Raw genomic sequence first — 22,820 nt, 5'->3', positions numbered from 1 at the left:
GTTTAAACTATAGTGTTTTGCTGATTAGAATTGCAGGATTTGCATTGAGATATGACAAAAATCATAGTCTATGTAAATTCAGTACATGACCTTTGCGTCTCTTTGTCTGAAAATAAAGAGATAAAAAAAGATTAATCATGACCAAAACACACTCATTTCATATTCCTGTAATGGGTATTGGGTTTACTATAGATACACCGCTTAAAGTATCGCATTTAGGTATCGATTCGGCCATTTCGCTGGTAGATGATATTCTTATCGAGAAGTTAAGAAAGATGTATTGTAGTATGTTCCAGATGCCATATGAGGAAATTGATGCCAATCAAACCGATTTCCGAGCCAAGCGTATTACTTCGTACTTAAATTTAATACACGAGGTTTCCGAACAAAAATTTAACCAGTTAAAAGCTGCAAATGCGTCTCATATTGAAGATCTAAAACAGTATTTAAATTTATTACCTGGAACGTCTCAGCTAAAAGAACAGGTGTCTGCATTTATTTCGAAACCTTTTGGACTGGAAAAAGCCAAAGAATTTTTATCCAGCCATTTAAGAAAGGGAAGTATCGATGTCAATATTATGACCAAGGTAGATAAGGATAATTACAAGGATAAAAGTAAATTACCAACCGAGTATAACGATGCGCATTCAGCTTTAAGAGGCTATGCAAACAGTGATTTAAGTTCGTCTTTAATTCTTTCTGCAGGGATGAATCCACATTTATTCAGCTATCTGGAAAATTTTAAAGATTTTTATCCTGATGCTGAAGGATATATCAAAAAGAAAATAATTCTAAAGGTTAGCGATTATCGTTCGGCCTTAATTCAGGGAAAAATTTTAGCTAAAAAGGGACTTTGGGTTTCTGAGTATAGAATTGAATCTGGTTTAAATTGTGGTGGCCATGCTTTCGCGACTAACGGCTTACTAATGGGCCCAATATTAAACGAGTTTCAAACTAATAAAGGTAGTCTTGCAAACGAATTATTCGAGCTATTAAGCAAAGCTTTATCCGAAAAGAATTTAGTGGTTCCTCAGGATATTTTAGATGTTAAAATTACTGCTCAGGGTGGCGTGGGAACTAACGAAGAACACGAATTTTTATTAGATCAGTATAAACTGGATTCTGTAGGCTGGGGGACACCTTTTTTACTTGTTCCAGAGGCGACTACAGTAGATGATGATACGCTTAACCAAATGGTGCAGGCAAAAGAAAAAGATTTATACTTAAGTGATATTTCGCCTTTGGGCGTGCCTTTTAACAGCTTAAAAGGTAATACCAAGGATCTGGAAAAACAGAGAAATATAGATAAAAATCGTCCGGGAAGTGCCTGTCCTAAAAAGTTTGTGGCTTTAAATAAGGAATTTCTGGAAGAAGGTTTATGTACGGCATCCAGACAGTATCAGCATTTAAAACTAAAGGAACTCGACGCTCAGAATTTGGATAAAGAAGCATATGATAAGGCTTTTAATAAAATTACAGAGAAGTCCTGTACTTGTGTAGGGCTGGGAACATCGGCCTTGTTAAAATATAATTTAGATACCAAGACCGAAGGTAAAGGTGTTTCTGTTTGTCCTGGGCCTAATATGGCATACTTTTCTAAAATTATGTCTTTAAAAGATATGACCTCTTATATTTACGGGGAATTAAAAAATATTGTATCGCCAGAACGTCCAAATATGTTCGTAAAGGAATTAACGATATATGTAGATTATATTACTGAAAAATTAAATGAAGTAGGAACAATATCAAACAATAAAGATAAACGCTATTTTACCTCTTTTGTAGATAATTTAAAAGGAGGCGTGCAGTATTATCAGGATTTATTTGAAAATACCAAAGGGTATTTTGAAAGTTCTAAAACTTCAATTTACAGCGGGTTAAAAACCGAATTAAACCGCTTAAATAATTTAACCATTAAAATCGATAACATTACGCAAATAGCATAGTTATTGCGTGATTCGCAAGTCTTTTTTGCCTCAAGATTTTATAAACAGCACTTGGATATCCAAGTGCTGTTTTGTTTTTATGAAATCGTGTTTCTGTTATTCTAAAGTCACATTAATAAGTCCAATGCCTTGAGGTTTTGTAAGTTCTGTTTTAGAAATACCCGGACCAATAGAGAATTGTATACTTTCAACCGTGTTTATATCAAACGATTCTGTGTTTTGATGTTCGAAGTAATAGGGTAAAAAGCTGGGATACGGTCGTGGAAGTGTAACGGTTTTTACAGGTTTTAAATCGGATGTGTTTATAGTGTAAGTGTCTGTTTCGGGCTGTAAAGTGATTGTTTTTCCGAAGGATGCCCCTGTATGTGTTACCAGAGCTAATTGAATGGTACAGGGTTTATTATTTAAAGAATGTCCTTTTATTATAATTTGTGTTTTACTTGCTAAATCTGATTCTCGTCCTGCAATTCTGTCCAGAATAAAATGTTTAAAGGAGTAATCGTAAATAGGCTCGGCATTTAAATTTTCATTATCGGGTTGGTAGATGGTTTTTAAAGGTATTTGCACTTCAGCTTCATCAGGAATTGTCGTCGGTTGTAACTGTAAACCGTCTCGCCATGGAATGACTAAATTATCGAAATCTTCTAAAGCATTGAACAATAGTATAGGGTTGGTTGCAGGGACCAGTGTCGTACTATACATGTTTTGATGATAGTAGTCCCAGTCTGAAAGTTGTCCTTCATGCCCGGAAGGGTAGCTTAGGGTTTTTCCATCTTCGTAATCTATAATAATATGATATTTAAAATACCCTGTTTGCAGTTGTTCTTTTGGGATTTTGACTTCGTATTGATAAGGCGCTGTTTTGCTCATTTCCAGATTAATTTGAGCATGTCCGCTGTATCCAACAATTTTTAGGGTTTTTGGTTGCTCGGTAACGATGCAAGTGGCTTTAATTTTAAATGAGGTATTCGCTGTCGCTTCTTTTATAGGTGTGTGTGTTAGCCAGGTTTTGTTTACAGTAGCTTCCGGAGCATAGAAATCATTTAAAAGATTTTGTTTAAAAGGTGTTGTCGGAGATACGGTTTTATTGAGTCCTTTACGGGTTAAAATATAGGTTCCGGGACGTATTTTAAATGTCTGATTTTTAGTGTGCGATGTAAATGTGTTTCCTGAGTTTATTGCTTTAACTGAAAAATCAGATTTTAAATCTTTAAGGTTGAGTGTAAAATTATGTGTTTGCCAGTTGATTACAGCCACAGTTTTTTTGGGACTGTTTTTTCCAAAAGGATTATCTACCCAAACAGCATCGGGTAAAAGTTCTAAGCGCCAGATACCTTCTTCTATTTGATCTAAAAAATAGGCTCCAGTCCCGTCGTATTGTACCAAAGATGAATTGCCATACCCAGATATCTGTTTGAGTTCGGTTTCATTTTTAGGAATAGCATTGGTAGAATTTGTGTAGATAAAAGTGTCTTCGGAATTATACACAGCTAAATCCCGTTCGTAGTCTATGGCTATATTTTGAAATGATGAGTTTTTAGGGTAGCCACCGAAATTTTCATACATGGGAATTTCATGAAAGATCTTGGAGCAAATCATTAAACTAAGTGCTTTTTGTGGCGTATACACCAGATTCATATAATGTGTGTTATATTCTGTATTTGAATATGCCGTAAACATAGGGTCGTAAGCAAATTGTGTGGCGATCTGGATGCCTGCAGTTCTGAAGCTTCTGGCCATGGCAGGGTAGAGGTAAGACTTTCCAACATCGGCGGTGTCAAATTCGTAAACCAGTTTTGCACCGTGGTGTTTTTTTATTGCAGCTTCAAAAGGTATGGTATAATCGTTTACATTAGGCAGCAGATTGCCAGAAAGTTCTTTTTGGTAACCTAAACCTGTCGGATACCACTGAAACGTTCCGCCTTGAATTCCGCCTTTAAAATAATCGTCAACAAAATGAACGCCATGACTTATATTGTAAAATATCGGTTTTTTAGTTCCTGTGCTTTTTAAGGCTTTTACCATGCCAGATACAAATTTGGTGACTTCAGTGCCGCTTCCGGAATGGTGTGGTTCGTTGCTGATTTCGAAAGCAATAACATTTGGGTCGTTTTTATAGGCAGTTTGGGTATACGGATTAATATGGTTTAAAAACTGAGCCAAATAATTTTCCTGAGCTTTTATGGCGTCAGGATTAGTAAGGCAATCGGCTTTTCCATATTTGTAGGCAAAGCCAGGGGATGGAGTATCTGGTTCGGGCCAGCCATTTCCCCAAAATGCTATAGGAGTTATAACGAAATTGAACCCCTTTTCTTTTAGTTTATAAATTAAGTAATCGAACGCATCTAAATGTTCGTTCTGTAAAAGGTTTCCTTTGGTATCACTAATTTCAGTATCCCAGACATGTATTCTAAATAAGTCAAAGCCAAGACGTGATAAATGGTAAATATCCTTATCCATTTCCGTTTTAGGATCTAATCCCATACGGATGGCAGAACGGTATCCGTGAGCGAAAGGTACGGTGTAGTTTACACCAAAACCTTTAACTTCTTTTTGAGTGTCATCCCAGCGCATAACTCCCTTAGGGTCTACATAAACAGCTCTGGAGTTATTTTGACAGGCTGCTGACATAAAAATTAAACCCATTAAAATACTTAGTGTGTATTTTAATGGGTTTAAAACAGATTTTGATAATTTTAATGTTATCATGGTATTATATTGAAAAAGGGAAGCTATTCCCATGGTGATTAAACCAGTGCTTTTAAAGTGTTTGCCGCCCACTCCGGGGTAATGTCTCGTTGAGGAGAGCCAAACATTTCGTATCCGACCATAAATTTTTTAACCGTAGCACTACGAAGTAATGGCGGATAAAAACTCATATGCCAGTGCCAATGAGTGTTGTCTTCGTTATTAGTAGGAGCCTGATGAATTCCGCTGGAATACGGGAAAGAAATATTAAATAATTTGTCGTAGGCTTTCGTAATTACGGAAATGGCATCTGCGAAAGCTTCTGTCTGGTTATCGTTCATTTCCAGAATATGTTTTTGAGCTTCTTTAGGTACAATCATAGTTTCGAAAGGCCAGGTAGCCCAGAATGGCACTAATACAACGAAGTCTTTATTTTCGTAAATAATACGCTCTTTAGCCTCAAACTCCTGTGTTAAGTAATCAGACAATATCGTCGATTTATTGGTGTCGTAATATTGTTTTTGTTGTGTATCTTTTTTAATGACTTCGTTAGGTAAGGTAGACTGGCTCCAGATTTGTCCGTGTGGATGAGGATTACTACACCCCATAATTGCACCTTTGTTTTCAAAAATTTGGACATAGTTAATCAATGGTAGCTCACCAAGAGTCTTGTATTCGTGTTGCCAGGTTTTTACAACTTTGTTTATTGCCGGTACCGACATATTAGCCAGACTTTTAGAATGGTCGGGACTAAAACAAATAACTTTACAGATGCCTTGTTCGCTTTCGGCTTGTAACAGCCCGTCTTTTACAGAAAAGGTTTCAGAATCTTTTTGAAGAGCTGCAAAATCGTTGGTAAATACAAAAACATCGGTGTAATCCGGGTTTTTTTCACCATTAGCTCTTACATTTCCTGAACATAAATAGCAAGTTTCGTCATGGCTTGGCCGTACCTCATTAGCAACGTCTTCATTCTGACCTTGCCATGGACGTTTGGCGCGATGTGGAGAAACCAAAACCCATTCTCCGGTTAATACATTTAATCGTTTATGTGAATATTCGTGAATATTATTAGTCATAATACTTTTAATTATAGGGATTACATTGAAACAAGATGAGTACCTTCGGACAGGTTTACATTATAGAACGAACAGTCTTTATCGAAGGCTGCTTTATAAACATTTGCAATAGTGTCCTGAAGGGTTTCCAGTTCGGACTTTTTTACGATATTAATGGTACAGCCGCCAAATCCGCCACCCATCATTCGTGCACCGATAATATGCGGACTGTTTTTTGCGAAATCAACTAAAAAATCTAACTCTTTACAACTTACCTGATACTGATGCTGAAGGCCATCATGCGAGCCAAAAAGCAAAGAACCTAAATGCTCCAGTTCGTTAGCTTTCATAGCTTCAACGGCTTCCAGTGCTCGGTTGTTTTCCTGAATTACAAAAAGTGCTTTCTGATAATCTTCTTCTAAAAGTTGAGGTTTTATAGCCACCAAGTCTGAGGCTGTAGCATCTCTTAAGGCTTTTATGTTAAGAAGCTTGCTTACATTTTCGCACACTTGTCTGCGGTCGTTATAAGCGGCCTCAGACAGGTCGTGTTTTACATTTGTATTTATTAATAGTAATTGATAATCGTGAAAATCAATTTTAAAAGGTGTCGCTTCCTGTGTACGGCAGTCCAATAATAAAGCCTGATCTTTTTGTCCGAACATGCTGGCGTACTGGTCCATAATACCACATTTTACTCCAGCATAATTGTGTTCTGCCTGTTGAGAAATTAAAATCATTTCCGATTTGCTTAAACCAAGATTGAATAATTCATTAAGGCTAAAAACCACACTGTTTTCTAATGCAGCAGATGATGATAATCCGGCGCCTTCGGGAATGTTGCCTCCAAATACAATGTTAAAAGGGGACAGAGAAATTCCTTTTTTCTGAATCTCGGCAACAACACCTATAATATAATTGCGCCAGCCACCTTGATTTAAAGGTGAAATCTGGTCTAAAGTAAATTCGTAATACTCATCTAAATCGTAAGCATGTGCGATACAAAAGTCGTTGTCTGATTGTTGGACTGCAGCAGCAATGCCTTTGTCAATAGCTGCCGGAAAAACAAATCCATCATTATAATCGGTATGTTCACCAATAACATTGATGCGACCGGGAGAAAATACCATAAGCGGCTCTCCTTTAAACTGACTTTTAAAGGAATTTTGTATGTTTTTTAGTAAAGTGTCTTTCATTAGTTTTTAGGTTTTTTAATACTAAAACCAGCCGGTTTTAAAAATTAGTTAAAATTAATAAATGTAAATTATACTTTTATTAATTTTAACTTTTATTTTAGTACTTATGATCAAACAACAAATAGACTATTACGCTTCCAATGACAAAATGTATGTTGCATCCGATTGTATTGTTTTTGGGTTTGACCAGGGAGAACTTAAATTGTTAATCTTTAAAAGACGAGTAGAACCCGACAAAGGAGATTGGTCTTTAATTGGGAGTTTTGTAGAACTGGATGAAGATGATAACACTTCAGCTAAACGCGTTTTAAAGCAAATTACAGGTCTCGACCATGTGTTTTTAGAACAATTAAAAACCTACACCAGAGTGGATAGAGACAAGGGCGCGCGCTGTATTTCCATTGCGCAGTACGCTTTGATACGAATCGATGACTACGATAAAGCACTGGTTGAAAAACACGGTGCTTATTGGTGTAATTTAAATGAAGTGCCTCAATTAACTTTAGATCATAATCAGATGGTAATAGATGCTTTAGAGGAATTAAGACGTAAAGCTAAATATCAACCGATTGGGTTTGAGCTGCTGCCGGAAAAGTTTACAATTCCGCAATTGCAGAGTTTGTATGAAGCCATATACCAATGTGAATTTGATTCGGGGAATTTCAGAAAAAAGGTGCTTTCTTTAAAGGTTTTGGAAAAACTGGAAGAGAAAGATAAGTCAAATTCCAGACGAGGAGCATTCTTATATCAGTTTAATGCCGATAATTACAGGAAGTTGGTGAATTCGGGATATCATTTTGAGATATAATAATTTTAAGTAAGATATTTTAAGGTATTACTAATAAGATAAAGGTGTGATATACTTTTATAATAAATCGGAGCTTTCCAGTACAGGATTATTAAAAAAACAGATTGCTTTAGCGTTCATTAAAAACTGATTTGTAGCCATTCTCTTTTTTGTAAATAATTAGATTTGTTAAACTTAAAATTGTAATTTTAAGGAACGTTATATTAATCAATACATTTAATCCATTAAAAACCTAACATCATGAGTAACAGTAGTAGTGCATTATTAGGACTTATTGCAGGTACAGCTATAGGTGCTTTGGCGGGTATTCTTTTTGCTCCGGAAAAAGGGAGTGTTACCAGACAAAAACTGACAGATGAAGCCATGGCGGCACGCGATAAAATTAATGTAAATGCCAGCGATCTTAAAGATAAAATGGCAAGTAGCATGCAGTCTAAAAAAGTAACCTTGGACGAGCAATTAGATTCATTAGTTAAAGGTGCCAGTCATAAAGCTGATGATCTTATTTCCAGTTTAGAAAAAAAATTAGCCGATTTAAAAGCTCAAAACAAGAAATTTCAAAAATCATAATATATGAGTGTTTTTGAATCTTTAAATGAGACTTCCGGTAAAGCTAAAGATATTGGTGAGCGGTATGTAAAATCTTCTCACCAGTATGTTCGCTTAAAGGTTTTTCAGCAATTTACCGTTGCTATGAGTTTACTGGGGAAAATCTTTGTTATTGGAGGTGTTGTATTTATCGCGTTTTTATTTTTTGCATTGTCGGCTGCTCTGGCTATAGGCAAAGCTTTAGATAGCCTGGCCCTTGGAGCTCTGATTGTAGGCGGTGCATTTTTTCTTGTGGCGCTGGTTATTTATTTATTAAGACATCGCATAGACCATAGGTTTATTCAGAAAATGTCTCATAATTTTTTCGATTAAACTATGAAAAAAGATTTTAGAACATTCGAGGAGATTGATTACGAATTAAAACGTCTGGATTTGGAACGCCAGATAGCCTGGGAAGAAATGAAAGGCTTAAAAGGCGATTTTAAAGAAGATATTCAACCGCTAAACTGGATTCAGGCGCTTTTAAATGTAGGAATTAAATATGGTGCGTTTGCTTTGTTTAAAAGATTGTTTTGAGGCTCCAGTTAATTTACTAAAGTATTTCTTCAAATAAAGACTAACCAACTAAACTAAATTGTATATGAAATCAAAATTGAATTTTAACAAAAAGGTATGTAATGTATTTCTCGTATTATTTCTTTTAACAGCAAGTTTTAAGGCAGTGGCTCAAGAAATAAAGTCTAGCAGTTTAAAGGATTTTAATGTTATAATCGAGAAAACTGAAAATGGGATAAAAATGAAGAATGTTAAAGGAGGTTCTTGGGTAGATTTATCATTTAACCTTAATAACTATCAACCTCAGGCTGTTGATGAATACGGTATGGTTGAATTAGATAAAGTTTCCTCAATTAAAGATAAGAATCTTACTGATTTTCTAATAACCATTATTAAAACCGACACCGGAATTGAATTAAAAGGGATTGAAGGTACAGCTTGGACAGAATTGAAGTTTTCGCTTGCCGAAAATGAAAAACAAAGCATTAATCAATACGGAATGACAAGTCTGAATTAAAAAATATTTTCAAGCTAGCATCATGTGAAAATCAATTTCACATTTTATCAATTTTAATGTATTTCAGATTTACCTCAATACACATCATATAATAATCTATAATAAACTGAAATCTCAATTAGTCAAAAACTATTTTTATTGAATTCTTAATTTAGATATTATATCATTTAATTTTATATAATGATAATAACTTTTAATAAATTAAACTGTAAGGATTAGCCTAAAAATTCTACTTTTGCAGAGATTTAAATTAATATAAAGTTATGTCTGATACAATTGAAAAAGTAAAGTGCTTAATTATAGGATCTGGTCCAGCAGGATATACTGCTGCAATTTACGCAGCTCGTGCCAATATGTTTCCGGTATTATATCAGGGAATGCAACCAGGTGGGCAATTAACAACAACTAATGAAGTTGAGAATTTCCCGGGTTATCCAGAAGGAATTACAGGACCTGAAATGATGATTCAATTACAGGAACAGGCGAAACGTTTTGGAGCAGATATTCGTGATGGTTGGGTTACAAAAGTAGACTTTTCAGGAGATGTACATAAAGTATGGATTAACGAAACACAGGAAATCAACTGTGATACAGTAATAATTTCAACAGGTGCATCAGCAAAATATTTAGGATTACCTTCTGAACAAAAATATTTACAATTAGGTGGCGGTGTTTCTGCTTGCGCGGTTTGCGATGGATTCTTCTACAGAAATCAGGAAGTCGTTATCGTTGGAGCAGGAGATTCTGCATGCGAAGAAGCACATTACCTGTCTAAACTTTGTAAAAAAGTAACCATGTTAGTAAGACGAGATGAATTTAGAGCGTCTAAAATTATGGCTGATCGTGTAAAGAAAACTGAAAACATTGAAATTTTATTCAATACCGAGACAGAAGAAGTTATTGGTGACGGACAAGTAGTTACCAGTATAAAGGTGAAGAATAATATAAGTAATGAAGTTTCAGAAATTCCTGCAACAGGATTTTTTGTAGCTATCGGACATAAACCAAATACAGACGTCTTTAAGGACTTTTTAGAACTGGATGAAACGGGATACATTATCAATCAGCCAGGAACTTCTAAAACGAATATAGAAGGTGTATTTGTGTCTGGTGATGCAGCAGATCATGTGTACAGACAAGCTATTACAGCGGCAGGTACAGGTTGTATGGCAGCGCTTGATGCAGAACGTTATTTAGCAGCTAAAGAAGTAGAGGTAGAAGCCTAAGCTTTTTAAAATATTTATTCTAAAACATTGAAACCGAAGCATTTGTTTCGGTTTTTTTGTATCTTGAGCTTTCCTTGAGAAATTGTATTGGTTAATAGCATATTACTAACTCATAAATTGATGCATTATGAAAAAAATGATTTGTGCTATGCTTTTTTTGGTTGCCACAATTGTTGCAGCTCAGCAAACGGTTAAACCGGAACTCCTTCCTCAAAAAAATGTTACCAACACCTATTTTGATGTTACCTTAAATGATCCCTATCAGTACTTAGAAGATTTAAATGATGATAAGGTTATTACCTGGATGAAAGCCAATACGAATTACTCCGAAGCGGTTTTAAATAATATTTCTGGGAAACAGGATTTGTTTAACAAAATGAAAGAACTGCTGGAGCGACGATCTGTTTCAATTTCGTACTTAGAAATTGCAGACGACAATACGTATTATTATTTAAAACGGATTCCTGGCGAAGAAATAAGTAAAATGTATAAACGCAAAGGCTACGCGGGAAAGGAAGTCTTGTTCTTCGACCCCACTCAATACAATAAAACTGAAGGACAGACCTATGTTATTTCTTCTATAACTCCAAATATAAAAGGGGATAAAATAGCTGTAAGTGTTGCCGCCAATGGATCGGAGAATCCGGATGTTTTAATTTTTAAAGCCAACGGAGAACAATATGGGGAAGTTCTGGAACTGGCGGAAGCGGTTTCCTGGTTACCTTCAGGAAATGAATTTTGCTATATAAAACTTAATTCCGCCGATCTAAAGGATGTAAATCGACAATTGTATTTATCAAATTATATTCATAGCGTAGGGACTAAGCAGTCTGAGGACAAAGCGTATTTTTCTAAAGCGAATTTTGCTCCGTTAGGAATGATGGCTTCAGAGTATCCTTATATCATGTATTCCAAAGAGGCTCAGAAAAAGTTTTTGATGGTGGAATCTGTAGATAAAAATGGGAGAATTTTTATAGAAAACTCACAAAAGGACTGGGACCCTATAATATCGCGAAATGATAATGTAGTAAATATGAAAATAAAGGACGGAGAGGTATATTACTTAACCTACAATGATGCGCCGAACTATAAAATAGTTAAATCGTCTTTAAGTTCTCCTCAGTTTTCCAAAGCAAAACTTGTAATCAAGGAATCGCCGGATGAAATCATTACAGGTTTTGAATTAACCAAAGACGGTTTATATTACGCTACGGTTAAAAACGGCGTTGAGGCTAATGTTTATTTTTTAGAAAAGGGGACTACAACTGCCAAACAATTGAATTTGCCTTTTACAGCAGGGCGTGCCGATATTGGATCCAGAGGTCCCGAATTCGGGGAAATCTGGATTAACATATCCGGTTGGACTTCTCCGGATAAGCGCTATTTGTATACCGCGAAATCCGATACCTTTACGTATCAGCCAATGTCTACTCCTGTAGAATATCCGGAACTTGAAGATTTGGTTGCTAAGGAAGTTATGATAAAATCGCATGATGGTGTTATGGTACCGGTTTCTATTGTGCATAAAAAGGATTTAAAACTGGATGGAACAAATCCGGCGGTCATTTACAGTTATGGCTCTTATGGCATATCTACCGAGCCATTTTTTAGTCCCATAACTCTGGCTTATACGCTGTACGATGGTATTCTGGTGGTGCCGCATGTTCGTGGAGGAGGAGAGCTTGGAGATGCCTGGCATAAAGCGGGTCAAAAATTAAACAAACCAAACACATGGAAAGATGGTATTGCCACGGCAGAATACCTAATACATGAGGGGTATACTTCAGCGGATAAGCTTTCAATTTTTGGAGGAAGCGCTGGAGGCATTTTTGTTGGCAGAGCGGTAACAGAACGGCCGGATTTATTTGCAGCGGCAGCGCCAATGGTGGGATGTATGAATCCCGTACGTATGGAAGAAACACCAAATGGTCCCGTAAATACACCTGAGTTCGGAACTGTTAAGGACCCAGAAGAATTTAAAGGCTTACTGGAAATGGACTCGTATTTACATTTAAAAGACGGTACAGATTATCCTGCTATGTTAATAACAGCCGGAATGAATGACCCTAGGGTAATTGCCTGGCAGCCTGCCAAATTTGCGGCCAAGATGCAGCATGATCATGCCGGAGATTCACCAATTTTGTTTTACACTAATTTTGAAGGCGGTCATGGAGGACGTACTACACTAACGCAGCGCTTAAACGATTTTTCTAATATATTTTCATTCTTTTACTGGCAGTCGGGGCATCCGGATTTTGCAATGAAAGAACCTTTAAAAGATTAAATAAAAAAAGCCGAAGCAAATACAATTGCTTCGGCTTTTTAATTAGTAATTGGTTTGTGTTAGTGATTGCGTTTTGTTAACATAGAATATCTATAATTAATGCAGCAATAAATTTGACTAAAGTTTCCATAGTGTTGATTGATTTTTGATTGATGAAATTGATGTTAATCTTTGGACTGAATACTTATACCATCTTCGTCTATATTTACATTTATGTCTGAGCTGTCAGCTCGCATTCCGTGATTTCCGATTTGAATATCGACTTCGTCACTTTTAATTTTTACACCATTACTATTAATTTTTACAGAGCCGTTTTCGTCATTTATGTTTAAATCTATATAACCATCGTCATCATCTTCTAGTTCAAATTCTTCAGGGCAATTCACACAATTAAAGGCATCGTTTAAAATTTGTATGGTATTTCCAGCTTCACTGGATGATACAATATTGTCTGACGAATTGTAATAATTTAAGAACGATCTCGTGTTTTTATTAAAGTGAACATAAGTGCCTTCTGGCAGATATAATATAATTTCAACTTCCTGATCTCTAAATTTATTTTGGAAATCGGTTAATAAATAGCAGTCTAATAAAAGTTCGTTATTGCTTAAACTGTAATTGTAAACAATGGCTTCGGCACGCTCCTGAGCTTCAAGAAAATTCTGGCCTTTAGATTCTTTTTCTATCTGTATGGAAGCAATACTGTCTTTTGTAGACCGCACAGTTAACCTGATATCTTTAGAAAAGATTACTTTTTCATTGTTGTCGTTATATACTATTCTAAAATCGCCTCCGCGGTGTATATTGCGATTAAACTTTGATTTGGTAATCATTTTAATTTGTAAAGTATCAGAGCTATCGAATATTAGGTTTTCCTTTTTCGTAACAACAGATTCTGTAGAGAATTCTGCGGCCTGTTTTATTCCCGCGGTTATTAATCCGATAAGGGAAATTAACCACAATCCTAATAAAGTGAATTTAGCAACCCGGCCTATAGATTTTAAATTGTTAATCAGAATTTTTAAGCCTAAATACAAAATAAAGAAACATGGAATACCTACACTAAAGAATACCAGGAGAGAGGCCAGCCAGATAGGCAGTCCCGTAGTTGTAAAAGCATTAGGATAGTTCATCCACCAGGGATTAAAAAAAGAAGAACTACCAAAAGATAATAAGCTAACAACCAAAGCGAAAATAGATACTGCTCCAAAAATTATAAGAATAACACCTATGAATTTGGCAAACAATTTTAGGAAAAACATGATGATTTCTCCTATAGTGTCAAAGAACGATTTGGAAGTGGATTTTACTTTGTTACCATACTTTTCGTAATCTACATTTTTTACGGTGTCTGATACGTCTTCAAACCCTTTTTTAATTTTTTTTTCAATGTTGCTTATATTCACCGGCTCTCCTGTCATAGTAAGCTTTTCGGCTGTGGTCAGGGCTTCGGGAACCAAAATCCAGAATAAGATGTAAATAAGGATGAAAGTCCCGCCAGACCCAAGGGTTAAAAGAATCCAGATTAAACGTACCCAAATGGCATCTATTCCTAAATAATGGCCAAGGCCCGCAGCAACACCACCTATGTAAGAATTACTAGTATCTCTGTATAATTTTTTAGACGATTTTCCAGTCGATTTATATACAGGTTCGTCTTCAAAAATTTCGTCGTCTACAAGATAATCTTCAGGTTGTCCCATGATAGAAATAACCTCGTCTACCTCTTTAGAACTAATAACTTGTCTGTCGTGCGTAATGCGTTCGCTGAAAAGTTCGGCAATTCTGGCTTCGATATCCGAAATAATTTCAGATCGTCCTTGAGAGTCTGTAAATGAACGTTTAATAGCCTCAAGATAGCGTTGCAATTTTTGGTATGCATCTTCGTCGATGTGAAAGAATATACCTGCTAAATTTATGTTGACTGTTTTATTCATTGCTGTTGTTTTTTTGACGTGTTACTAGGTTTACTGCGTGTTGTAATTCGCTCCAGGTAGTGTTTAATTCGCTTAAAAATAATTTTCCTGTTTCGGTTAATCCGTAATATTTTCTTGGAGGACCCGAAGTGGATTCTTCCCAGCGGTAATTAAGGAGACCGGCATTCTTAAGGCGGGTAAGTAAAGGGTAAATCGTACCTTCTACTACCAGCATTTTTGCGTCTTTTAAAGTGTCTAGAATTTCTGCCACATAGGCATCTTCATCTTTTAAAATGGATAAGATGCAATATTCTAAAACACCTTTACGCATTTGGGCTTTTGTGTTTTCTATTTTCATCTGTTATCGTATTTAAAGGTCTGCGCCAGACACTTGGTGTAACTCATTGGATTTAAAAATACTCGAATCATGTTTTAATACGTTTTAATTTTAAACTGTTCATTTTTTGATTGATTTGATGATTGTGTTATTTGATGAAATGTATTGTAAAGGGGTAGTGGTAATCTTCACCTTCTTTGGCTTTTAAACTGGCACGTACAATTAACGCTAATTCTACAATAAAGGCAATAACAGCCAATCCGCCCAAGGCGCCTCCTAAATATAAAAGAGGAGAGGGTTTACCAATATTTATTTGAATGTTGTTAAATAGATTTATGTCTATAAAATCAATTCCGCTTAATATATTGAAAATAAAAAAAGGTATAGTTATTATGCCCAATACTATAGTGTAAAGTAAAATGCTAATTTGAAAGTTTAGAATTTCCTTACCGTGTCTATCTATAAATTGAGATTTATCTTTATTGGCAATCCATAATACCAGTGGAGCAATAAAATTTCCTAAAGGAATAATGAATCTTGAAAAGGTAGAAAGATGAATAAAAGTGGCTATATTTTTTTGGTGATTATCCAGCATGATTAAAAGTGTATAATAGTTTCTTATACAAATATATATCCAAAAGAAGGTATTATGCAAAACATAGTAGTGTAAATTAACAAAATATTAACAAATTGTATTGTGGAATATTTTCAATAATTTTATGAAAAATACCCCCCAAAAAACGTTTTGCCCAAAAAACATTTTAGTCTAAAAACGCTTGAAAGCCTTGTGAAATAAGGTGTTTCGGGGCTTTTTTGGCATTTTACCCGTGTTTTACGATTTGCACACATACTGGTATTTGCCGTCTTTTTACCGTCTTTTTAAATAGTATTTAACCCTGATTTAAATTTTTTTGTGACTATATCCCTCAATCCCTTGAAAAATAAGAGGGTTGAGGGTTTTTTTATGGTCTTTTATGTCCCTCATAAGACTGGTTTTTGGTTCTTTTGATTTTTGCCTAAAACAGGCATAGGGTGAAGTATAGGGTGTAATGTAGGGTGTAATAAGTAGTGCAAAAATTAAAGACTACGAACCCCGCAAATGTAAATTTTATACATAAAAAAAGGGGTAATCTAAAGTTAGTTACCCCCGTATTGCATACTGTAAAAATGTATTTATATTGACAATCAGATTGTTATGATTTTTTAGGTGTGTTTTGTTGAATAGCCCCTTTAATATTGAGGATTTCAGCCTCCAGATCATTTACTCTATCGAAGATTGTAGACGGGTCCAAAAGCTCGAAAATCATGGCTAGGTTTACCTTCCAGACTTCCTTTATTTCATTTTGAGTAACAGTATAAGAAGGGTATTCAGATCTGTTATCACTTTTTAGGTAAAGGTTGCCGTATTTCTCCAGGCGGTTTAGTACACGCTTTACTACTACACCTTCATCAGTTACTACTATGTAAACCTGGTTATCCTTAATATCGTTCCAGTTTTCAACCCATTCCCCAACAACAATAGATCTATCGTGCAGGGTAGGGATCATACTTTGTCCTTTCACTTCAAACATTCTGAAAGTACCGTTACTTAATCTAGGTAGTCTATATGTGGGCAACGAACCAATAAAGGATGGGTCTCCGTAACCTTTTAAATAACCGGCTCTGGCAGATACAGGGACCAGTACAATATTCTCTTCACCCTGCGAGTCCACAGTAATAAGCTTAGGCATATTACTATTTGTATACGGTACTGTCTGCTCGTTTAAGCTATTTTCCTCCGTTTTCAGAAGCTCCCCCTCTCCAGTAAGTAACCATTCTGGATTTATGTTTACACATTTTGTGTATAGTAACTCTGCATCATAGGTGTTTCTGGACTTCCAATTTGATAATGTTTGAGGCCTTATTCCCAAAAATCTGGCAAAATCAGCATCAGATTTAAAATTATAGTGTTCAATTATTTTATTAATTATCAATGTTTTATCCATGTCTTAAAAATTAAATACACAAAATGTTTTCTTTTTTATTGTTTTTGTACACAAGTTGTTTATATCTTTGTTCTAATAACCACACAAAAACAAAGGTATGAAACGTCAAGAGATACTTGCTGTTAAAGCTCAATTAAATAGCAAGATAGTAAAAGGGGATTACATCGTGTTAGGTAAGATGTTAGGCGGAATTGATAGTAACGCAGCTCGTATGAGATATAATAGAGAAAAGGAAGATGCTGTTACAGGAATGAAGGAGATTGTAGAAAACAGAGAAGCTCTTATTGAATCTTTCAAGTCGAAACAATTAGTAAGAACCATTAACGGATTACCGGAAGGTTTCGCCGTATTAGATCTTATTGTAGCTAAGTCTGGGAGATTGTTGGTAGTGCTTATCACTAATCAAAAAAATCATCATACGGTTTACGATTCTTTAGAGGACATGGATGCTGAAGCCTTCCTGTTTATTAAAGACATTTTAAAGGCAGACAAGGTGAAGTATCTTATTACAGACTGCTCCTTAGGGTATTTACCTAATGTATTAGAAATTATTAAAGAATATAATGTAGAGCAATTCTACAACCACCCATTTGCTCACAGAGCCGAAGCTATTCTACAAATCCTTAGTAAGAAAAACTAAGCGGTATGAACCAGGAAACCCCATTTGTAACATACGATAATAGGCTTGGTGTAAAGATCAAGTTTCTTACTACCGATAAGAAACCGCATCCGGACACTCTAGGGCTTATAACATACAGAGCTTTAAAGCATCGCATGGACAGTAATAACTGTACAGAAACCCAATTGCGTAATGGATCCTGGGGCGGTGGTGCTTTAATCTTGTTTTCTTCGTTGTCCAGAGACTGGAAGGATGCCATTACTACCAATTTTGGAAATCCCAAAGAGGAGGTTAAAAAGTCTTGGTTTTCTAAGCATTATCAAACAGATAGAAATGCCTTCGATTTTTATGTAGCTCACCGTTACGGCGACAATAACGAGAAGAAACTCGATTTAAAGTTAGTAGAAGAGTACACCTATAATGCATCGGTATTAAATACAGTTATCGAGATGAAAAACAACCGTAAGGATTATGCCAAAGCTTTAGGGTATACCAAATTAGATATCTGGCAATCGCTAAGTAACGATGTAAACGCTTTTCGCGAAGTGGCTCACACTTTGCCAGCGAGTAAAGACGGTTTACGTCGTAAAGCAACAACTTATGCCAAGGCTTTAGAGCAATCTAAACAAAACGCATACAAAACGCTTATCTCCGGTAAACTTCAAAACAGTAATGCTAAGAAGGTAGCTGAAAAAGACCAGATGGCTCTTTTAGATGAGTTGATCTCAAAGCATACTAATCTGGATAATGAGTTAATAAGTACGATTTACAACACCGTTGCCGAAAAAATGGACTGGAAAACCATTACAGCCATGACGGTTTCTAACCGTAAAAACAGTAAGAAAGTAGTATCGCATGCCGGTCGTAATGGTGTAAAGTCGCTTAAGAATAATGTGCTGATGCAAGTAAAACGAGATCGTCCAGATACGCCAATGTTATATTGGACTTTAGACGGGTGGGATGCAGAATTACTGTACCAGAAAACCACAATAAACGAAAAGGGGCATAGCGTAACAACTTATCACAACCGCTTAACGGTGGTCGTGGTTCTGGACACCTTTAATAATTATCCAATAGGTTTTGCTATTGGTACTCACGAGACACCGGAACTTATTAAGGAAGCCTTACAAAATGCCATGCAGCATGCACGCGAGATGTTTGGAGACTTCTATATGCCTTTCGAGTTGCAGATGGATAACTACGCCTTTAAAACTTTAAAGTCTACTTATAAAGAGATTACCCGCAATATATCTCCGGCATCTGTAGGTAATGCCAAAGCTAAAGTTATTGAGCCGTATTTCAATCAAATCAATAAAAAGTACTGTAAACTCTTAAATAACTGGTCTGGGCATAACGTAAACAGTGGTTCAAAAAACCAACCAAATAGCGAGTATTTAAACAAGATTAAAAAGCAGTTTCCCGATCAGCTTGGGTGTATAAAACAAATAGAATCCATTATTAATGCAGAACGTTCCAAAAAAGGAAAACAGTTTGGAGAAAACTGGTTAAGCACGCAGCCGGAGCACAAAACCATTATGACAGACGAGAGTTACCTGTTAACCTTTGGTAACAATACAGGTTTTACCAATAAATTAAAAGGAGACGGTTTAATACTTACTATTCACGGTGAAAAATATGCCTACGATAGTTTCGATATCAATTTCCGTCACCATGCAGATAAGGACTGGTCCATCCAGTACGATGTAAACGATCTGTCTAAAGTATTGGCTGTGTCTGCAGATGGCAAAGAGCGCTTTATGCTGGAGCAAAAGTATGTGCAGCCTATGGCATTAGCCAATAGAAAAGAAGGCGACGAGCAGGAACTTAACAGAGTACGTCAATTCAATAAGTCTGTAGTTAATATGATTGTTGAAGAGCGCGCCGAGAACTCCAGACTAATAGAACCGCTTTTAACCCGCCCAGAACTAAACGACACCCTTGCTAAACACTTACTGTCAGACAGCATGGGGCAACACAAAAACCATAAGTCTGCAGCTCGTTTAAACACGAAGGAAAAAGCACAGAAACTGGCTTTAAAACAAGAGAAAAAAGAAACCCGAAAACAAAACAAGTCCTTTCTGGACGAACAACTGGAGTACTACCAGGATAAAGTAAATATTAACGATTACCTCGATTAAACGAAATGAAACCCCAATTAGAAAAACTCATTAAAGTACGTGAAGAACTTATTAGAAAAACAGAAAAACGAGATGCAGCAGCCCTTAAAAGAACAGACGCCTGGTACCAGAGCGAAAAGGGTAAGGCCTTCGAGGCGAAAACAGCACAAATAGCCAATACAGCCGAAACCCTAAACGAAGCCATTAAAGAATTAGAAACCTGCATATAACTAACCCATGAATCAAGAACAAAAACAAGATATAGCCCACAAGCTACAGGAGTATATAAACCTGCATGCTATTAGTCAAACTATTGTAAGCGACCGCACAGGTGTTCGTAAAGAGTATATAACAAGTATTTTAAAAGGTGTGTTTACTTACGATGCCGGAAAAGGCAATGTAGGCGATATTCCAAATAAGCATTTTATGAAGCTTGCAGAGTTGTTAGACTATACTACAGAAAAACAGTATTGGGTTAACCGTGCAACACCGCAGCTTACCCAAATGATTGCCGTTTTGGAAGAGGCTCGCGAACACGCTTACACACGCCTTATTGTTGGGGAAACCGGTTCTGGTAAATCTCACGCCATTAGCCTGTATGCAAAAAAGCACCCGGCAGATGTGTTTCATGTAAAAGTAGGGAGCGAGGACACACTTAACGGCCTGTTAGAAAAAGTGTGTGCCGTGTTAAAAGTACCGCCTGCCAAACATAAAAGCTCTAAGATTCGCGATATCGCTTTAAGTCTTAAAATGCTATACAACTATGGTAAAAAGCCACAGTTAATATTCGACGAAAGCGAGTATTTAAAAGTATCTGCTCTGTGTTCCATTAAAGAGTTTTACGATTACTTAGACAAGTATTGTAGTATCGTGCTTATTGGTACCAGCCAGTTAACCGGACAAATAGATAAGCTGCGCAAAAAGGATGCAAAGGGCATTCCGCAATTATACCGCCGTATTAAGTTTGGTATTCGCCATTTACCTTCAATAGACAGAACATTTAAACTCTTTTTAAATGAGGTTGAAGATCGCCAACTTAGAAAGTTTCTGCAGGAAGAGTGCGATAACTACGGCGAGCTTCACGATGTATTGGTGCCATGTATGCGCGAGGCTGATAGGTTATCGGTTCCGTTGTCTCTTCCACTTGTAGAGCGCGTGCTAAACATTAAGCGAGTAAACATGTTTGTGTAACCTTTAGATTGATTAATAGCATTGACACAATTAAAATCTAGCAACACGCTAGCTGCCCCATCCCTTAAAAAAGTCCTTACAGTTGCAAACATTCAAAACCAAAAAGTTAACCGCCTCCAGTGGGACGGTGTTTTCAGGGAAGCCCTTGGCAGACCACAGGACCGCGGTATATGGTTTGTTTGGGGTAACTCCGGGAGTGGAAAAAGCAGCTTTTTAATGCAACTCGCAAAAGCACTGGCTTTATTAAACATGAAGGTATTGTATAATTTATGCGAGGAAGAACCAGACGACGCCGAGTATATAGACAGAACAGAACTGTTTAGTATGAACGAGGTCGAGGATAATTTTCATACCCAGAGCTATTCGTATAGTGAGCTTATGGCTTACCTAAAAAAACGCAACCCGCCTAAAGTGGTTATTATAGATTCTATTAAAGACATCACCACAAATTGGGAGGAGTATCTGGCTTTGAAAAAGCAAATCACTAAAAAGAATATCATTCTAATTATAGTAGGGCAGGCGGAAGGTAAAAACCCAAGAACCGAGTTTGAAAAGTCCATCCGGTACAATGCCAAAATGAAAATTTTTGTTTCCGGGTATCTGGCAGTTTGCCAGGGGAGAACAATAGGGCCAAACGGCGGACAGTACATTATTTATCAGGAAGGCTACGATAAGCTTCGTGGCGCATCATAACAATTTTAATCAACAAAACCATGAAAAAACAAGTATTAACAAGCTTACAGCTTAACGCAGACCAGTATTACAAATTGGTTTTAGACCTGTATTTTAACTGGTGCTGCACCAAGGCTAAAAACCGCAAATCCTTGCAAAAGGTGCTTACCTGTACACCGCTTTTTAACTGGTGGTACAAACAACTTTCGGAACTCGAAAAGGACTTTGTAGATCAGGTTAAAGACTATCAGTTCCAACTGGATCCAGAAACGGCACGAAGCTTCTACAACCAGAGTGTCGACGGTATTTACCAGCTATTCTCTAAACCACTTATAAAACTAGCCCATGACGCCTAAACAAATCGAAAACAAGATCGATGCCCTTAATTTCTGGTTGGATAATAATCGAGACCACCCGCATTACACCACAAAGTATAACGAACGCAGCAAATTAGTAGAACAATTAACCCTTTCATCTGAATATTAAAATGAGTACTTCAACATTAGACATCACAAAATTATCAGCAGCCGACAAAGAGGCGCTTATGAAACAATTAGCTAACGAAGCTAAAGCCGAAAAAGAAAAAGTAAAAAATGATCGTAAAGCGTTTAAAGAATTATCGAGCGAGTTTGTTACTCGTAACATCGATAAGCTTATACACCACAACGACATTACAGCCATTTTAATTGAAACGCTGTTTAAAGATTTTGAGCCGATAAAGGGGTTAAAAGAACAGGTTTACGGTAACGATCCGCAGGACAGTCACACATCAACCTTACCAGACGGTTCTGCCAGCATCACCATAGGCCACAATGTTACTATTAAGTTCGACGGCACCGAGGCGGCAGGCGTTGCCAAAATCAAAGAGTTTATTAAATCCTTATCCGATGGTAATAACGACCAGAACACGCTTAAACTAGCCAAGGCGGTAGATACTTTTTTGAAGCCAAATGCTAAAACAGGGATGCTTAACCCTGCTAAGATTATCGAACTAAGTAAACTTAAAGATGAGTTTAACGATGAGCGTTTCGACGATGGTCTGGACATCATTTTCAATGCTCAAATCCGCACCCAAAACAGCATGTACGTAAGTGGCTGGAAGTTTATAGATGTAGATGGTGTAAGTAAAAAATTAAGCTTCCGGTTTTCGGTGTAATTA

The 22,820-nt window shown here is 36.5% G+C and carries 23 protein-coding genes; 16 read left to right on the top strand and 7 right to left on the bottom strand.

Annotation, left to right across the window (positions count from 1 at the left end; translation table 11 throughout):
* The first annotated feature begins 137 nt into the window (after positions 1-137).
* Positions 138-1,946, top strand: coding sequence for a hypothetical protein (locus tag I3217_RS14175; protein ID WP_435050432.1), 1,809 nt, complete (start codon positions 138-140; stop codon positions 1,944-1,946).
* A gap of 96 nt (positions 1,947-2,042) precedes the next feature.
* On the opposite strand, the gene I3217_RS14170 is transcribed toward I3217_RS14175, so the two are convergent.
* Genes I3217_RS14170 through galK form a run of 3 tightly spaced genes read right to left on the bottom strand, consistent with a single transcriptional unit; the run spans position 2,043 to position 6,885 of the window.
* A complete protein-coding gene (locus I3217_RS14170) occupies positions 2,043-4,655 on the bottom strand; it encodes a cellulase family glycosylhydrolase (RefSeq protein ID WP_435050431.1) in 2,613 nt (870 codons plus the stop codon).
* Positions 4,656-4,693: 38 nt separating this feature from the next.
* Complete coding sequence (locus I3217_RS14165; protein ID WP_435050430.1) at positions 4,694-5,713, bottom strand: UDP-glucose--hexose-1-phosphate uridylyltransferase; 1,020 nt, start codon at positions 5,711-5,713, stop codon at positions 4,694-4,696.
* 20 nt (positions 5,714-5,733) lie between these two features.
* Positions 5,734-6,885 carry a galactokinase gene (galK, locus tag I3217_RS14160; RefSeq protein ID WP_435050429.1) on the bottom strand — a complete coding sequence of 384 codons (1,152 nt, stop codon included), beginning with the start codon at positions 6,883-6,885 and terminating at the stop codon, positions 5,734-5,736.
* A gap of 106 nt (positions 6,886-6,991) precedes the next feature.
* Here galK and I3217_RS14155 point away from each other — a divergent pair, with 106 nt between their 5' ends.
* The 7 genes from I3217_RS14155 to I3217_RS14125 all read left to right on the top strand — a co-directional run bounded on the left by I3217_RS14155 (position 6,992) and on the right by I3217_RS14125 (position 12,824).
* A complete protein-coding gene (locus tag I3217_RS14155) occupies positions 6,992-7,693 on the top strand; it encodes an NUDIX hydrolase (protein WP_435050428.1) in 702 nt (233 codons plus the stop codon).
* 240 nt (positions 7,694-7,933) lie between these two features.
* Entirely contained in the window at positions 7,934-8,263 is a 330-nt protein-coding gene (locus I3217_RS14150; RefSeq protein ID WP_435050427.1) for a YtxH domain-containing protein, read from the top strand.
* Positions 8,264-8,266: 3 nt separating this feature from the next.
* A complete protein-coding gene (locus tag I3217_RS14145; RefSeq protein ID WP_435050426.1) occupies positions 8,267-8,614 on the top strand; it encodes a hypothetical protein in 348 nt (115 codons plus the stop codon).
* A 3-nt stretch (positions 8,615-8,617) separates the two neighbouring features.
* Positions 8,618-8,818 (top strand): hypothetical protein, encoded by a 201-nt coding sequence (locus I3217_RS14140; RefSeq protein WP_435050425.1) that lies wholly within the window; start codon positions 8,618-8,620, stop codon positions 8,816-8,818.
* Between the two features lie 64 nt (positions 8,819-8,882).
* Positions 8,883-9,314, top strand: coding sequence for a hypothetical protein (locus I3217_RS14135; protein ID WP_435050424.1), 432 nt, complete (start codon positions 8,883-8,885; stop codon positions 9,312-9,314).
* A 263-nt stretch (positions 9,315-9,577) separates the two neighbouring features.
* Complete coding sequence (trxB, locus tag I3217_RS14130) at positions 9,578-10,540, top strand: thioredoxin-disulfide reductase (protein ID WP_435050423.1); 963 nt, start codon at positions 9,578-9,580, stop codon at positions 10,538-10,540.
* A 127-nt stretch (positions 10,541-10,667) separates the two neighbouring features.
* Complete coding sequence (locus I3217_RS14125; RefSeq protein ID WP_435050422.1) at positions 10,668-12,824, top strand: prolyl oligopeptidase family serine peptidase; 2,157 nt, start codon at positions 10,668-10,670, stop codon at positions 12,822-12,824.
* 164 nt (positions 12,825-12,988) lie between these two features.
* Here the strand turns inward: I3217_RS14125 and I3217_RS14120 are convergent, their stop codons facing one another.
* The 4 genes from I3217_RS14120 to I3217_RS14105 all read right to left on the bottom strand — a co-directional run bounded on the left by I3217_RS14120 (position 12,989) and on the right by I3217_RS14105 (position 17,062).
* Positions 12,989-14,761 carry a PspC domain-containing protein gene (locus tag I3217_RS14120; protein ID WP_435050421.1) on the bottom strand — a complete coding sequence of 591 codons (1,773 nt, stop codon included), beginning with the start codon at positions 14,759-14,761 and terminating at the stop codon, positions 12,989-12,991.
* On the bottom strand, positions 14,754-15,098 hold the full coding sequence (locus I3217_RS14115; protein WP_435050420.1) for a PadR family transcriptional regulator: 345 nt from the start codon (positions 15,096-15,098) through the stop codon (positions 14,754-14,756). Before I3217_RS14115 ends, I3217_RS14120 begins: the two co-directional genes overlap by 8 nt.
* 127 nt (positions 15,099-15,225) lie before the next feature.
* Positions 15,226-15,672: a DUF4870 domain-containing protein gene (locus I3217_RS14110; protein WP_435050419.1), complete on the bottom strand. Its 447-nt coding sequence runs from the start codon at positions 15,670-15,672 to the stop codon at positions 15,226-15,228.
* A gap of 598 nt (positions 15,673-16,270) precedes the next feature.
* Positions 16,271-17,062 (bottom strand): LexA family transcriptional regulator, encoded by a 792-nt coding sequence (locus I3217_RS14105; RefSeq protein ID WP_435050418.1) that lies wholly within the window; start codon positions 17,060-17,062, stop codon positions 16,271-16,273.
* A 97-nt stretch (positions 17,063-17,159) separates the two neighbouring features.
* Between I3217_RS14105 and I3217_RS14100 the strand changes: the two genes are divergently transcribed.
* The 8 genes from I3217_RS14100 to I3217_RS14065 are packed head-to-tail and all read left to right on the top strand — an operon-like array spanning position 17,160 to position 22,817.
* On the top strand, positions 17,160-17,702 hold the full coding sequence (locus I3217_RS14100; protein ID WP_435050417.1) for a hypothetical protein: 543 nt from the start codon (positions 17,160-17,162) through the stop codon (positions 17,700-17,702).
* A 5-nt stretch (positions 17,703-17,707) separates the two neighbouring features.
* Positions 17,708-19,819, top strand: coding sequence for a hypothetical protein (locus tag I3217_RS14095; RefSeq protein ID WP_435050416.1), 2,112 nt, complete (start codon positions 17,708-17,710; stop codon positions 19,817-19,819).
* A 5-nt stretch (positions 19,820-19,824) separates the two neighbouring features.
* Positions 19,825-20,028 carry a hypothetical protein gene (locus I3217_RS14090; protein WP_435050415.1) on the top strand — a complete coding sequence of 68 codons (204 nt, stop codon included), beginning with the start codon at positions 19,825-19,827 and terminating at the stop codon, positions 20,026-20,028.
* Positions 20,029-20,035: 7 nt separating this feature from the next.
* Positions 20,036-20,989, top strand: a complete 954-nt coding sequence (locus I3217_RS14085) for an AAA family ATPase (protein WP_435050414.1) — start codon at positions 20,036-20,038, stop codon at positions 20,987-20,989.
* A gap of 21 nt (positions 20,990-21,010) precedes the next feature.
* Complete coding sequence (locus tag I3217_RS14080; RefSeq protein ID WP_435050413.1) at positions 21,011-21,682, top strand: AAA family ATPase; 672 nt, start codon at positions 21,011-21,013, stop codon at positions 21,680-21,682.
* Positions 21,683-21,702: 20 nt separating this feature from the next.
* A complete protein-coding gene (locus I3217_RS14075) occupies positions 21,703-22,017 on the top strand; it encodes a hypothetical protein (protein ID WP_435050412.1) in 315 nt (104 codons plus the stop codon).
* Entirely contained in the window at positions 22,007-22,147 is a 141-nt protein-coding gene (locus tag I3217_RS14070) for a hypothetical protein (RefSeq protein WP_435050411.1), read from the top strand. Before I3217_RS14075 ends, I3217_RS14070 begins: the two co-directional genes overlap by 11 nt.
* A 1-nt stretch (position 22,148) precedes the next feature.
* Complete coding sequence (locus I3217_RS14065; protein WP_435050410.1) at positions 22,149-22,817, top strand: hypothetical protein; 669 nt, start codon at positions 22,149-22,151, stop codon at positions 22,815-22,817.
* Positions 22,818-22,820: the final 3 nt, after the last annotated feature.

The organism is Formosa sp. S-31, assembly GCF_051172795.1.
Taxonomy (GTDB): domain Bacteria; phylum Bacteroidota; class Bacteroidia; order Flavobacteriales; family Flavobacteriaceae; genus Formosa.
This window is presented reverse-complemented; position numbering and strand designations above follow the sequence as displayed.

Bases quoted from the DNA above. Each gene is read 5' to 3' on its own strand.
- I3217_RS14110 (WP_435050419.1), bottom strand. From the start codon at position 15,672: ATGCTGGATAATCACCAAAAAAATATAGCCACTTTTATTCATCTTTCT.
- I3217_RS14065 (WP_435050410.1), top strand. From the start codon at position 22,149: ATGAGTACTTCAACATTAGACATCACAAAATTATCAGCAGCCGACAAA.
- galK (WP_435050429.1), bottom strand. From the start codon at position 6,885: ATGAAAGACACTTTACTAAAAAACATACAAAATTCCTTTAAAAGTCAG.
- I3217_RS14090 (WP_435050415.1), top strand. From the start codon at position 19,825: ATGAAACCCCAATTAGAAAAACTCATTAAAGTACGTGAAGAACTTATT.
- I3217_RS14170 (WP_435050431.1), bottom strand. From the start codon at position 4,655: ATGATAACATTAAAATTATCAAAATCTGTTTTAAACCCATTAAAATAC.
- I3217_RS14145 (WP_435050426.1), top strand. From the start codon at position 8,267: ATGAGTGTTTTTGAATCTTTAAATGAGACTTCCGGTAAAGCTAAAGAT.
- I3217_RS14075 (WP_435050412.1), top strand. From the start codon at position 21,703: ATGAAAAAACAAGTATTAACAAGCTTACAGCTTAACGCAGACCAGTAT.
- trxB (WP_435050423.1), top strand. From the start codon at position 9,578: ATGTCTGATACAATTGAAAAAGTAAAGTGCTTAATTATAGGATCTGGT.
- I3217_RS14095 (WP_435050416.1), top strand. From the start codon at position 17,708: ATGAACCAGGAAACCCCATTTGTAACATACGATAATAGGCTTGGTGTA.
- I3217_RS14175 (WP_435050432.1), top strand. From the start codon at position 138: ATGACCAAAACACACTCATTTCATATTCCTGTAATGGGTATTGGGTTT.
- I3217_RS14150 (WP_435050427.1), top strand. From the start codon at position 7,934: ATGAGTAACAGTAGTAGTGCATTATTAGGACTTATTGCAGGTACAGCT.
- I3217_RS14105 (WP_435050418.1), bottom strand. From the start codon at position 17,062: ATGGATAAAACATTGATAATTAATAAAATAATTGAACACTATAATTTT.
- I3217_RS14135 (WP_435050424.1), top strand. From the start codon at position 8,883: ATGAAATCAAAATTGAATTTTAACAAAAAGGTATGTAATGTATTTCTC.
- I3217_RS14165 (WP_435050430.1), bottom strand. From the start codon at position 5,713: ATGACTAATAATATTCACGAATATTCACATAAACGATTAAATGTATTA.
- I3217_RS14125 (WP_435050422.1), top strand. From the start codon at position 10,668: ATGAAAAAAATGATTTGTGCTATGCTTTTTTTGGTTGCCACAATTGTT.
- I3217_RS14115 (WP_435050420.1), bottom strand. From the start codon at position 15,098: ATGAAAATAGAAAACACAAAAGCCCAAATGCGTAAAGGTGTTTTAGAA.
- I3217_RS14085 (WP_435050414.1), top strand. From the start codon at position 20,036: ATGAATCAAGAACAAAAACAAGATATAGCCCACAAGCTACAGGAGTAT.
- I3217_RS14100 (WP_435050417.1), top strand. From the start codon at position 17,160: ATGAAACGTCAAGAGATACTTGCTGTTAAAGCTCAATTAAATAGCAAG.
- I3217_RS14155 (WP_435050428.1), top strand. From the start codon at position 6,992: ATGATCAAACAACAAATAGACTATTACGCTTCCAATGACAAAATGTAT.
- I3217_RS14140 (WP_435050425.1), top strand. From the start codon at position 8,618: ATGAAAAAAGATTTTAGAACATTCGAGGAGATTGATTACGAATTAAAA.
- I3217_RS14070 (WP_435050411.1), top strand. From the start codon at position 22,007: ATGACGCCTAAACAAATCGAAAACAAGATCGATGCCCTTAATTTCTGG.
- I3217_RS14120 (WP_435050421.1), bottom strand. From the start codon at position 14,761: ATGAATAAAACAGTCAACATAAATTTAGCAGGTATATTCTTTCACATC.